This window comes from Kamptonema formosum PCC 6407 (assembly GCF_000332155.1).
Lineage (GTDB): Bacteria > Cyanobacteriota > Cyanobacteriia > Cyanobacteriales > Microcoleaceae > Kamptonema > Kamptonema formosum.
On the sequence record NZ_KB235898.1, the window covers coordinates 540,572 to 552,591 of the forward strand.

General features: G+C 45.8%; 13 protein-coding genes and 1 pseudogene. 10 read left to right on the forward strand and 4 right to left on the reverse strand.

The window, feature by feature from the left end; genetic code table 11:
* Positions 1-15 precede the first annotated feature (15 nt).
* From OSCIL6407_RS0102395 to OSCIL6407_RS0102415, 5 genes are all read left to right on the forward strand, one after another.
* Positions 16-255: a type II toxin-antitoxin system HicA family toxin gene (locus OSCIL6407_RS0102395; RefSeq protein WP_019486886.1), complete on the forward strand. Its 240-nt coding sequence runs from the start codon at positions 16-18 to the stop codon at positions 253-255.
* On the forward strand, positions 239-466 hold the full coding sequence (locus OSCIL6407_RS0102400) for a type II toxin-antitoxin system HicB family antitoxin (RefSeq protein ID WP_019486887.1): 228 nt from the start codon (positions 239-241) through the stop codon (positions 464-466). Before OSCIL6407_RS0102395 ends, OSCIL6407_RS0102400 begins: the two co-directional genes overlap by 17 nt.
* Before the next feature lie 6 nt (positions 467-472).
* On the forward strand, positions 473-697 hold the full coding sequence (locus OSCIL6407_RS0102405; protein ID WP_007356405.1) for a type II toxin-antitoxin system HicB family antitoxin: 225 nt from the start codon (positions 473-475) through the stop codon (positions 695-697).
* A gap of 9 nt (positions 698-706) precedes the next feature.
* Complete coding sequence (locus OSCIL6407_RS0102410) at positions 707-2,350, forward strand: cupredoxin domain-containing protein (protein ID WP_007356404.1); 1,644 nt, start codon at positions 707-709, stop codon at positions 2,348-2,350.
* 439 nt (positions 2,351-2,789) lie between these two features.
* Positions 2,790-3,185 (forward strand): phosphomannose isomerase type II C-terminal cupin domain, encoded by a 396-nt coding sequence (locus OSCIL6407_RS0102415; RefSeq protein ID WP_007356403.1) that lies wholly within the window; start codon positions 2,790-2,792, stop codon positions 3,183-3,185.
* Between the two features lie 59 nt (positions 3,186-3,244).
* On the opposite strand, the gene OSCIL6407_RS0102420 is transcribed toward OSCIL6407_RS0102415, so the two are convergent.
* From OSCIL6407_RS0102420 to OSCIL6407_RS0102430, 4 genes and pseudogenes are all read right to left on the reverse strand, one after another.
* Complete coding sequence (locus OSCIL6407_RS0102420; protein WP_007356402.1) at positions 3,245-3,937, reverse strand: pentapeptide repeat-containing protein; 693 nt, start codon at positions 3,935-3,937, stop codon at positions 3,245-3,247.
* A 244-nt stretch (positions 3,938-4,181) separates the two neighbouring features.
* On the reverse strand, positions 4,182-4,583 hold the full coding sequence (locus OSCIL6407_RS0102425; RefSeq protein WP_007356401.1) for a helix-turn-helix domain-containing protein: 402 nt from the start codon (positions 4,581-4,583) through the stop codon (positions 4,182-4,184).
* Positions 4,567-4,716: pseudogene (locus OSCIL6407_RS32115) on the reverse strand (type II toxin-antitoxin system HigB family toxin); the annotation flags it as partial. The pseudogene OSCIL6407_RS32115 and the gene OSCIL6407_RS0102425, both read right to left, overlap by 17 nt.
* Positions 4,717-4,972: 256 nt before the next feature.
* Complete coding sequence (locus tag OSCIL6407_RS0102430) at positions 4,973-6,256, reverse strand: ABC transporter substrate-binding protein (RefSeq protein WP_019486888.1); 1,284 nt, start codon at positions 6,254-6,256, stop codon at positions 4,973-4,975.
* A gap of 77 nt (positions 6,257-6,333) precedes the next feature.
* Here OSCIL6407_RS0102430 and OSCIL6407_RS36110 point away from each other — a divergent pair, with 77 nt between their 5' ends.
* The 5 genes from OSCIL6407_RS36110 to OSCIL6407_RS0102455 all read left to right on the forward strand — a co-directional run bounded on the left by OSCIL6407_RS36110 (position 6,334) and on the right by OSCIL6407_RS0102455 (position 11,992).
* Positions 6,334-6,486: a hypothetical protein gene (locus OSCIL6407_RS36110; protein ID WP_007356398.1), complete on the forward strand. Its 153-nt coding sequence runs from the start codon at positions 6,334-6,336 to the stop codon at positions 6,484-6,486.
* 34 nt (positions 6,487-6,520) lie between these two features.
* Positions 6,521-7,615 (forward strand): type IV pilus assembly protein PilM, encoded by a 1,095-nt coding sequence (gene pilM / locus OSCIL6407_RS0102440; protein ID WP_007356397.1) that lies wholly within the window; start codon positions 6,521-6,523, stop codon positions 7,613-7,615.
* 3 nt (positions 7,616-7,618) lie between these two features.
* The gene (locus OSCIL6407_RS0102445) at positions 7,619-8,530 is read left to right on the forward strand and encodes a PilN domain-containing protein (protein ID WP_007356396.1); all 912 of its coding nucleotides are present in this window, start codon (positions 7,619-7,621) and stop codon (positions 8,528-8,530) included.
* Positions 8,527-9,360, forward strand: a complete 834-nt coding sequence (locus OSCIL6407_RS0102450) for a hypothetical protein (protein ID WP_007356395.1) — start codon at positions 8,527-8,529, stop codon at positions 9,358-9,360. The genes OSCIL6407_RS0102445 and OSCIL6407_RS0102450 overlap by 4 nt, the downstream gene beginning before the upstream one ends.
* Before the next feature lie 199 nt (positions 9,361-9,559).
* A complete protein-coding gene (locus OSCIL6407_RS0102455; RefSeq protein ID WP_007356394.1) occupies positions 9,560-11,992 on the forward strand; it encodes a type IV pilus secretin family protein in 2,433 nt (810 codons plus the stop codon).
* The last annotated feature ends 28 nt before the right edge of the window (positions 11,993-12,020 follow it).

The window sequence follows — 12,020 nt, forward strand, 5'->3', positions numbered from 1 at the left end:
GTGGCAAACGGAGTCATGCCCAAAAAAATCAGAGAGTTAAAAAGTATGTTATTGAAAGCAGGATTTACTTACCGTACTGGCAAAGGTAGTCATACCAAATGGTATCATCCTCTTCTATCTGGGGTAATTACTCTCTCAGGTAAAGATGGTAATGATGCTAAACCTTACCAGGAGGCAGATGTAAACAATGCAGTTCAGAAAATAGAAGAAATTAACAGAGAAGAAGAGGAAAAACAAAATGATTTGTCACTATAGTATGATTATCCAATGGTCAGATGAAGATCGGTGTTTTGTAGTCAGTCTCCCTGAGTGGGGGAAATTTTGTCACACGCATGGAGATACATATCAAGAAGCACTTAAAAATGCTCAAGAAGTGTTAGAACTTCTGATTGAGTCATCATTAGAAGACGGGAAACCTTTACCGCAACCTAAGATATTTGGAAAATCTTTTCAGCCAGTGGGATGACGAACCATGAAAGATTATCACTTTAATATTAATGTTTTCTACAGTGAAAAAGATGAGGGTTATATTGCCGATATTCCCGATTTAAAATATTGCTCTGCTTTTGGTTTAACACCAGAAGAAGCACTCCATGAAGTAATAATTGCTAAAACTGCTTGGCTTGAGGCCGCTATGGCCGAGAGTAAGCCTATTCCCACCCCCAAATATCGACCCGCAATTTACCAAGCTAGTTGAGGAAAAACAATGGAATTCAACTACTCTTACAAAGGCAACTCAGGTGTTAGCGAACGGGGTGGAAATACCCAGATGTCTTTCTCCCCAGACACCAAACGCCCACCTACTTATTTTATCGGAGAATTGCGTCAAAATGTTGCATTTCGCGAGGCGATTAGTGCCTTACACGATGTTGTAGTCTCCGATATGCGATTCCAGCCCAAAGATAAAACTGCTTATAAAGAATGGCGTGCCAAACAGGAGGAAATCGACTGGCAAATTGTCGCCAATCAGCGTCAAGACTTAGCAGCAAAAATCCAGCCATTGCAGGCAGAATTAAACCAATTTTACCAGCGCCGTTCTGAACGTTTAAAACCTTATTATCGAGCGCGAGAAGCCTTCCGCCGCTATGTTTGGCAAAAAGAATTAGACTTTTATTTTGTCTTCGACCCAGTAATTACCGTCCATCCAGATGAAGTATTCTTTGAATGTTTCAGCGTAGATGAATCGAGTTATGGCCGTTTGGGTGCAAGCTACGAGGTGTTTAAAAATATCAATGAATTTGCTTGCGGCACTACCAATGTTGATTACTCGGCGGCCCTTTATGATGAATTTCAAAAAGTTCGCAGTTACAAAACAACTTTGCTGCAAGTTGACCCCTCTGGCTTTGAAGTTCAAACTAGCAATGAAGAGGTATTTAAAGAAGTTAAAATTGATTTACCCGACAGTTGGGTAAGAGGTTTTCTACAAGTTAGTTCGGCAATGTCCTTACCTGCGACGCAATTTGATTTGCATCCGATGGACATTCATAATATGTGTTTTATCCTGCGTCGCCACAAAGAGAAAAAAGGGCCGCGCAGTCTGCGATACCATCTGAAACCAGGGGAACCAGTGCGGATCGTTTTTGAACCTTGGGGGACAGAAATTATTTGTCACCGTTCGATTTATCATGGTTCGCAAGAACAGGAAATCAGAGTTTGGGGCCGTCGCCGCCTCCACATTTTAGAGCGTTTAATTCCTGTAGCTAAAAAGTTTACTGTACATTTATTAGGTACGGGAATGCCGTCCTTTTATGTAGCTGATTTAGGCGATATGTCCTTTACCTTGGGATTATCGGGATGGAGCGCCAATGATTGGTCAAAATCTGGTAACTTTGATTTAATGGCTCCCCGTGCTGATGTTGATAGTTGGACGCAACAACTTATTTTTGATGCTTTGCGGGAAAATTGGCGGGAAACTCCTGATAGTTTGGCCCAGCGGCTTAAGTTAAGTCGGGTCGCAGTTTTAGGCGCTTTAAGTGCTTACACTCAGGCGGGAAGAGCTATTTACGATTTGAATAAGCAGGTTTATCGGGTACGGGAATTAAGCCGAGAACCTTTGCCAATGGAACGGCTACGTTTTGCTAATGAGCGAGAAGAGAAAGCGACTCGTTTTCTAAGTCAAAATGCAGTCCAGATCGCTGCGTCAAATATTGACGTGGCTGGCGCATTTACTTTACAAGGAAATGTGAATGACAAAGAAAAAAGTTTTAATCCCTGCTTGACAGTTGACGCAGATGAGCGTATAATTCAAGCAGAATGTAATTGCAATTGGCATCAGCAAAATAAGCTGTACAAAGGCCCTTGCGAGCACATTTTGGCTCTGCGGATGCAATACAGCCGCCAAAGTCAATAAGTTAATAGTAAGTTAGTGAATTACGCGCCGTAAGTACCCGGTATTCCGTATCCTTACAAATGGTAAACAGCCTTGCAATCCGGGCGGTGGATCGCCGTCCTTGCGCTTAGTTCTAGCACGCATCACTAGCCTGCTCTTGACTGTGCGGGCTTTCAGTACTACTCGCTATTCCGGTTTAAATTCTGTGAATAGAATGAGCGAGTAGTACTGAGCCCGCTGGAGTTGAGCAGTCTAGTTCTGAGGGTTTACGAAGGGGCAACCAATTGGCGGCGCGTGATTTTTTTTATAATAATTAAAACGGAAATGATATTAGTTGCGATCTGTCATTGTTCGCTGTGCTCCGCAATCGCAAGGTATTGAGATTGCTTCGGGCTTGCTTCGTACCTCGCAACTGCGCTACGCTTGGCTCGCAATGACAAGTATTTAATTGGATCGTGATATGACTCTCAACGACACTGAACAACAAACTCCTACTGATACCTTACCTACCGATGGTACTACTCGGATACGGCCCTGGGGTAAAGTTACGATCTTAGAAGAAGGCGAACGTTATCGGATTAATCGCATTGAAGTAAAACCAGGTCATCACATGAGTGCTCAAATGCACTATCACCGTAGCGAACACTGGGTAGTTGTTTCCGGTACTGCTAAAGTTATCTGCGACGGAAAAGAGCAGATTTTGATGCAAAAACAATCAACTTATGTACCGATGAACACGCCTCATCGCTTAGAAAATCCGGGGGTGATTCCCCTAGTAATGATTGAAGTGCAAAACGGGGAATATCTAGGTGAGGATGACATCATCAGATTTCCAGAAGATCCTGAAGAGGAGTAAAAATTAGCCTCAAATTATCATAGTAGGGTGGAGGCTACCCACCCTAAATTTCTAATAACTTAAGATCGCACTTTTCCATCCGGCATCCTAGTATCTTGCATCGCCGCATCCCTCAGATTCACATTGGCGATATTAGCATCTTTTAAGTTCGCACCAGTCAAATCCGAACCTCCCAGATTTGCGCCACTGAGATTCGCACCAGTCAAATCTGCATCCCGCAGGTTAACTCCCATTATTTCCATCCCCATTAAGCTACCGCCCTTAAGACTGACATTAGTTAAATTCGCGGTAGATTGGCGAGTATTCCTGAGATTTGCACCCACCAGATTTGCACTTTCCAAATTTGCACCTAGCAAATTTGCATAGCTAAGATTAGTACGTTCCAGATTGGCAATCACCATACCTGCCAGAGTCAGATTAGCACGGCTTAAGTTAGCCTTACTCAAATTTGCACCGTGGAGTCTAGCTCCAATCAGAGTAGCACTCTGCAAATTAGCTTTAGTCAAATTTGCCTGATTGAGCTTCGCTTCATTGAGATTCGCTCCTTTGAGGTTAGCACCGCTGAGGTTAGCGCCGCTGAGATTGGCTCCGCTAAGGTCAAATCTTGCTAGTTTTGCTCCCGTCAAGTCGCATCCCGGACAATTTTTGGTTTCAAGTAACTGCTTAAGATGCTCCGCATTTTCTGCTTTCACTGGAGCACTAAAACCAAGTGTCAATAATAATGCCGTTGTTGCCAAAATCCCAATTCTCATCTCCCCAACCTCACCAAAGTCTCCTTATTCTTAAATATGCACTATTTTTCAATACTGCTGAGTGATTATGGTCTGTGGGGACTGTGACTGTAATCACTGATTGGTAATGGTCAGTGGTTCGTTGTTAGAGATTTTAGTAAAATATATTCTCAAATTAGCGATCGCACTTTTCAGAATATGGTAGAAAGAGCGATCGCCTCAAGTTACAGGCTAACCACCCATTAAATTAGGCGAAAAATTATCCCTAGATAAACAAACTAGGTGAAACCTTAAAGTAATCACCAAGCGCTTTAGCCTGTGCTTTGCTAATCGCCCGTTTACCATTCACAACCTCAGACACAACACCACTCGAAGACTTCATAATGTCTGCTAAATCCCCTTGACTAAGGCCGCTAGATTCCAGAATATGTTGCAAAATCTCGTGAGGCAAACTTTTGTCCATCGGATAGTGTTCTGTCTCATAGGCTTCAATCAGCGTTACTAACAATTTATGTAAAGCCCTCTCCTCTGGAGAGCGGTTTTTCGCAAAAGTTAGCCTTTCTGCTACTTTCAGGAGGCGATCGTATTCCTCTTCAGTTTCGATCGCCTGGGGAGCAATTTCTGACAGTAGCTTTGTATAAATAACTCGGTCAAAAGTAATCGTCATTTTTCCATTTATCTTTGTCGTATTCAGCGTGGGTGAGGAAATATTTGTAGTAAACGGTTTGGTCTTCGTAGTCAATACCAACAATCAAGCGATAATCATTGCCTTTGATATTAAAAACGGTGAAATTTCCTACCGCTTCAGCATCTCCATCTCCAGCTTTATACCATCAAAACTATCCCCAACTAAGCCAAATTTCCGCAAATTCTTGACTCTTAATTATTCCTACCTTATTATTAGAATAGTTTTAAAGTCGATTTTAAGGTGTAATCTTTATAAATATAATCGGTTATATATACGCCCACATATTCCCACAAATAGATAGTACCTCCAAACAATCAAAAAAGCAAGGGGGTAAAGCAAAAATTTTTACTCAACCCCCCAACCCTTACCTACCTTTGATTCCAGGCATTCGCCGCATCAGTCACAGCCGCCTCAACTGACTTTTGATCCAACATCGCGGCCTGCAAATTCTCATAAATCGCCTTTTGCAACTTCTTAATATCCTGCATCGCCGGAATCAGAATCTCCGCATCCTTCATCTGACTCGCACTTACCATCCTCGCCAAATCCGCCGACTTAGCATCCGCCGCCACACTCTGAAAATAACCATCCTGTAAAGCCGCAACAGTTGACGGCAAAACATTCGCTGCCTTGGCAAAAGTAAGCTGATTTTGGTTGTTAGTTACATAAAGGGCAAACTTCACAGCCAAATCGGGTACATCCGTATTACGGGGAATCACCAAATTCATCACCGCCACACTTTTCTTACCCGTTTTCCCCGTAATTTGCGGAGCTGCGGTCGAAACCTGCGCTATAGTCGGAGCATTCTGCGCGATCGCAGACAAAAATTGCGGCCCCGTACCCAACAAAGCCGTCTCCCCCGCCTGATAAAGTTCAATCCCTCGACGGTGGCCTTGAATTAACGCCTCCTTCGGTAACAACCCACCCTTGTACAAATCAACCCAATACTGGAAAACCGCCTTACCTTCAGGAGTATTAAACGCCGCCTTTCCTTGGTCATCAACCAAACGGACTCCCATTTGCACAAAAGACTGCAAAACCTCAGCCGAATCTTCTGGGACAAAGGTTACAAAAAAAGCATACTTGCCCGTTTTTTCCTTAACCTGCTTCGCAACGTCAGCCAACTCAGTATAAGTGGTCGGAGGTTTACTCACTCCCGCCTGCTTCAGGAGTTCCGAATTATAAATCATGACCTGCGTTGTTAGATACCAAGGAATGCCAAAACTTTTACCGTTGAGAATGCTAGCTTTCCAGATATTAGGGAGGTATTGCGATCGCACAGCATCAGGAACCTTAGCATCCAAATCCAGCCAAGCATTGCGTCCTGCCAACAGCGAAGCAAAATCGGGATTAAGATTTACCACATCCGGTGCAGTTTTTGCCGAAACTGCTGCTAAAATTTTACTTTCCATCGCCGACCAAGGCACATCCACCCATCGCACCTTCACCCCCGGATTTTCTGACTCAAACTTAGCGATCAGTTGATTAAAATAATCAGTAAACTGAGGTTGGAGCTGCATCGTCCAGAACTCAACTTCTTGCCGATTCTTGTTCTCAGCATTAGGAGTACCAGTAGCACAGCCAAATGCGATCGCTACCAACAGCCCCAAAAGGGCAAAAATTCCAAACCGTTTCCAAGTCTTGCGTTTCATTTTATTGATTCTTTGACCATCATGGTTATTCTCAGCTAAATTGGATAGCATAATTTTGGAGCAGGGGAGTAGGGGAGATGGGGAGCAGAGGAGATGGGGAAGATAGGGAAGATAGGGAAGATAGGGAAGATGGGGGAGATACGGGAGATGGGGAAGATGGGGGAGATACGGGAGATACGGGAGATGGGGAATTACCAATTACCAATTACCAATTACCAATTACCAACTAACAACTAACAACTAACAACTAACAACTAACAAAATATGGTTAACTTTTTTAAAGGATTATTTTCCAATCGCCAGCCCGGAATCGGCATCGAATTGTCTTCAGATTTAATCAAAGTCGTTCAGCTTCAAAAAAAAGGATCGGCATTAAAACTAGGGATATTAGCTACAGCAGAAGTCCCCGAAGACATCGTACAAGAAGGTCAAATAGTCGATCCGCCAACAATGGCAGAACTGATTAGATCCCTACTCGCCGATAACAAAATCACAACCAAACGAGTAGCTACAGCTATTCCGGGCAGAGAAGCAGTAATCCGCTTAATCCCCGTTCCCGCCGAACTCAACGACGACGAACTGCGGGAATACATGAACGCCGAAGCAGGTCTATACTTACCATTCCCCAGAGACGATGCAGACGTAGACTATCAGAAACTCGGCTTATTTGTCGATGAAGATGGCATAGAAAAAGTACAAGTAGTCCTAGTAGCAACCCGGCAAGAAGTTACAAATACTTACATCAATACATTTCAAGAAGCAGGGCTAACAATTGATGTCTTAGAAGTCACAAGTTTTGCATTAATCCGCACCATGCGCGACCAACTGCAACAATTTTCTGCCCAAGAAGCAGCAGTGCTAACAGACATAGAATTCGATAGTACAGAGCTAGCTATAGTAGTAGATGGCATACCTCAATTTAACCGGACAATTCCCATCGGCACATACCAAATTCAAACCGCCCTCAACCAGGCGATGAACTTGCCCCCCACCAGAGACACGAGGGAAGTTCAAGGCATGACCCTCCCAGTTACAGATACAATGGGCACATCAGGGGGGGATGCGAATCCAGGTACAAATGCCATGATTAAAGTATTAGGCGAATTAGCCGACGAACTGCGCCGCTCGATCGATTTTTACCTCAACCAGAGTGAAGAATTAGAAGTGGCGCAACTGCTGCTGGCAGGGCCCGGAGCAGCGATCGGCAAACTCGACGAATTCTTTATGCAGAGGTTGAGCTTGCCAGCTAGCCAAGTAGATCCAGTGGAAGCCCTCTCCCTGGAATTAGAACAAGAAATTCCCCCAGAACAACGAACTGGTTTGGGAATAGCATTGGGTTTAGGACTAAGGGAGGTTTGAAGCGTGTACAGCTTAGATATTAATTTTCTCAACGATCGCCCGGATTACAAACCGGTAGATGTTAATCGAGAACGCAAAAGTAAATCTGCAAGTTCAGCCGATCAAACTCCGATTCTAGTTGGGGTAGCCGTAGCACTAGCTCTCAATGGCGTTGTCGGAGGCGCTTACTGGTGGCTGACTCAAGAAAATACTAGAACTGGGGAACGCAAAGCAGTAGCTGAACAGAAAGCGGCTCAATTAGAAGCTCAAGTAGCCGAAATCACCAAAATCAAAAACGAAACCCAGAAAATAGAGGGAGAGTATAAAGCCTTGGGTACGGTATTCGATCAAATTAAGCCTTGGTCAGCCATGTGGCGAGATCTAGGCGATCGCATCCCAGCAGGAGTAAAAATCTCCAAAATTGACCAAACCGAGCCGAGCCCGGCCCCCGTCACCCCCACCCCAGCAGCAGCGGCAAAATCTCCCTCTCCCTCGCCGAGTGGCTCTCCTGCTGCCAGCGCATCTCCTGCTGCCAGTGCCTCTCCTACGGCCCCTGCTGCCCCGCCAGCACCAATGAAGACAGCCACATTAGTAATTACCGGTGTCGCCAGTTCCTTCGAGCAAGTCAACGACTTTCTGCTGCTAATCCAGCGTTCTCCCTTTTTCAAAGATACCGACACAAAACTGCTCGGAGCAACATTAAAAAACAACACCACACAAATAGAACTTCAGAACAAAAGCGCAGGAGGAACCGCCGAAATTCCCAAACTACGCCCCATAGTCGAATATAAAATTGAAACAGCCCTCAGCGCCACTCCTGCATCCCAATTGCTTCCAGAGCTGAGGAACAAACAGGCAGACGGTCTAGCAATCAGGATCGAAACACTTCAAGAAAAAGGAGTGATCGCACAACAGCCAGAGGTGAAAAAACCATGACAGTAGCAAATCAATATATTCCCGGCGAGGAAGGTCAAGAAGAAGAAGGCAAGGCCATATTTGGCATCAAGCTAACTCCGCAAGTCATTGGAGCTGCGATCGCCGTTCTTGGTCTAGGACTAGCCGGCTATCTAACCTACCAGTTCGTGTTGCCAGAATTGCAAAAAGGTAACGAAGCCAAAGGGAAAATTACAGAACTTGAAGGCAAGCAACAACTACTGCAAGCTCAAATTAAGAAAAAAGCTGAAGTAATTGCCGCTCGCGACGAAGCCATACAGCGGAGAATTGAGGTAACGTCAATGTTTGCTGACGACACCACCTTAAATACTCTGCTTTACGACGTTACTCAACTGGTCAACAAAATTAACTCTGGAGTTCAAGGCGACGATCGCAAAGCAAAACTGACAAAATTTGAACCTGTCCCGGTGAAAGTAGTTGCCCCATCAGGCCCAGCAGCCGCAGCGGCAATGCCCGACCCAGATATTGTCCTTGATGGTAGTTTGGGATCTGGGGTTAACGGTCAGCTCAGACGCAAGACTTTTAAAGTTGAGTTTGAAGGTAGTTTCCCTCAAACTCAAGCCTTCCTACGAAATCTAGAGCTGATGCAATCCCTGTTAGTAGTGAAAAACTTAAAATCTCAGTTGTCAGAAACAACTCAGAAAATAGAAGTTGACTATCAGCAAGGGAAAATTATTCCTGTAGGTGTGCCACAAACTAAAATCAAAACAGCCTTTGACTTGCATGCACTACTGCCCTTAAAACAAGTTGAGCCAGCGGCTACCCCAAGTCCAGCCGCACCTGCAACTCCTAAACCTGCGGCAGCCAAATAGTGCTATTTTGTATTCCAATACAAGTATAGCTAGGGGCTAGGGGCTAGGGACTAGGGGTAGAGTCTGGTTTCAGAAATTCAAAACGTCCTAACCGCCTTGGTGCTTGCTATAGTAGTACATTTGTCAATACTCTAAGAGTCAGTAGCGCACCTGACACTTGAGAGCCAACAGCAAACAAAGTTTTAGTTGAGGAGGGAACGTGAAACAACATTTAAGATTGGGTGGAGGGCTTTTCGGCGCGGGGGTCGCAGTCCTGGTCGCACAAGCACCAGTCTGGGCAGCACCCACAAAAGTTACTGCCGTACAGCTCACTCAAACCAGCAGTGGGTTTAATATTGTATTGGCAACAGAGAAAGGCGATCGCCCTCAAGTTTTTACAATTAACGACGGTAACACCTTCCGAGCAACCATCACTAATACCCAACTGCGCCTACCCCAAGGTAACGCTTTCCGGCAAGAAAACCCAGCTCCCGGCATTGCTTCTGTAGAAGTAACTCAAATTGATGCTAACAGCGTCAGGATCGTCGTTGCAGGCAACGGTAGCTCTCCCTCTGGGCAAATCCTTCAGACACAGGGTCAAGGAATAGTCTTCAGCGTAGCTCAAGGCAGAGGCTCCGCTACTGCCAGCGCCCCTGCGATCGCACCGCCACCACCACCCGGCCAACCCCTAAGTCAGGCAGTCCCGCCCCCGGCTCCAGGCCTACCTCTGAGCCAAGCAGTACCAGCGCCTCAAATCCGTACTGCTCAGTCTCCGAACGTGATGGTTCCCAACCCCGAAGTCACGATTACCAGGAACGAGCAGCCACCGCTTCCCGAAGATATTCAACCCTCTCTCAACCAAGCTCCTCCTTTTCAGTCGCGAGCTGTTGCACCACCTCTAGGAGATATCGCCGTCTCAAATATCGATCCCTCTCCCTCAGCAATCAACCTCAATACATCTGAACGCATCCCTCGCCTAGTGTTGCGAGATGCACCCGTCAGAGATGTGTTAGCTTTGCTAGCCCGCGCCGCCGGAGTCAACATTGCCTTTACGGGGGGCAGCGCTCAGGGGCAGACAGGTCAGGCAGCTCAGCCCGGTGTCCCCAATCAGGGAGCTAGCACTACAGATGAAGGGCCAAAAATTTCCTTAGATATTGAGAATGAATCCGTTCAAGATGTCTTTAACTACGTACTCCGTCTTAGCGGTTTACAAGCTAATCGGATCGGGCGCACGATCTTTGTGGGCACTAATTTGCCCATTGAGGCCCGCAACTTAATCACCCGATCGTTTCGGCTCAATCAAGTCCAAGCCGGACAAGCCGCAGCTTTCTTAAGTGCCCAAGGAGCAGAAACTCAAAGAGTTGTTAACATCGTCAGGCGTACAGTTACGGGTACAGGCGTTGACCGGAACGTAACCGAGGAAAACTCAGTAGAAATTCGACCGCTCGGCGCAGCTCAAGGTACTGGAGCTTTATTGCTCAGAGGACTATCTGTACTTACTGACGAGCGATTAAATGCCATCACTTTAATCGGCACTCCTCGCCAAGTGGAAATTGCTAGCTCATTTTTGACTCAGCTAGATTTACGCCGCCGCCAAGTTGCTGTGAATGTGAAGATTATTGACATCAACTTAGCAGGACAAAATAACTATAGTTCTAGCTTTTCCTTCGGAATTAATAACAATTTCTTCGTTAATGATGGCGGAAATGCCACCCTGAATTTTGGGGGTGTCAATCCACCTAATACGCTTACTACCCGCAGCTCTCTAACTGGTCGGCCGATAGTACCCAACCCAGTTACAGGCGATCCATTTTACGATGTTAACAGCGATCCCATTAACGTTCCGCTGACAGCTCCCGGCGGTGGTCTTTTTATCCAGCCGCGATCGCCAGTAACAACTGACCCCAACCGGGTAGGGATTTCAGATTACACGCCCTTTGAAAGAACTCTAAATGGAGATGATGCTGGACAGTTGGATTCCCTGGGGGAAGCAACATTTAGCCTCTTTCCCTTATTCCAATATCCGACAAGATTTCTGTCTCAGTTGCAGGCGCAGATTCAGACCAACAATGCCAAGATTCTGACAGATCCTACCCTGATTGTTCAGGAAGGAGAGACTGCGGGTGTAAACTTAACGGAACAAGTAATTACCAACATCACGACGCAGACAACAGCGGGCACGGGCTTAACTCAGCAAACAGTGACAGCAGAGAAAGGAAATGCAGGTTTGACTCTTAACGTGGAGGTAACTCGCATTGATGACAATGGTTTTATTTCTATGCGAATCAACCCCACAGTCAGGGCGATCGCCAGAACTTCACCTCTGGGCAATAACCTGATTTCATTGCTGCAAGAACGCTCTTTGTCTTCGGGATTAATTCGCCTGCGCGACGGTCAGACGTTGATCGTGTCGGGGATAATTAATGATACAGAAAGAGTTACAGCTAGCAAAATCCCCATTTTGGGAGATTTACCGATAATTGGAGCACTTTTCAGAAGCACTAGCAAGAGTAACCAGCGGGCGGAAGTGATTGTGTTGGTGACACCGCAAATCCTAGATGATAGCGATCGCTCTTCCTTTGGCTACCAGTACAACCCCAGTCCAGATGCACGCCAAATGCTCCAGCGAGGCGTGCCGATTCAGCAGAGATAAGATGATGGGGCAGGGGGGCAGAGGAGCA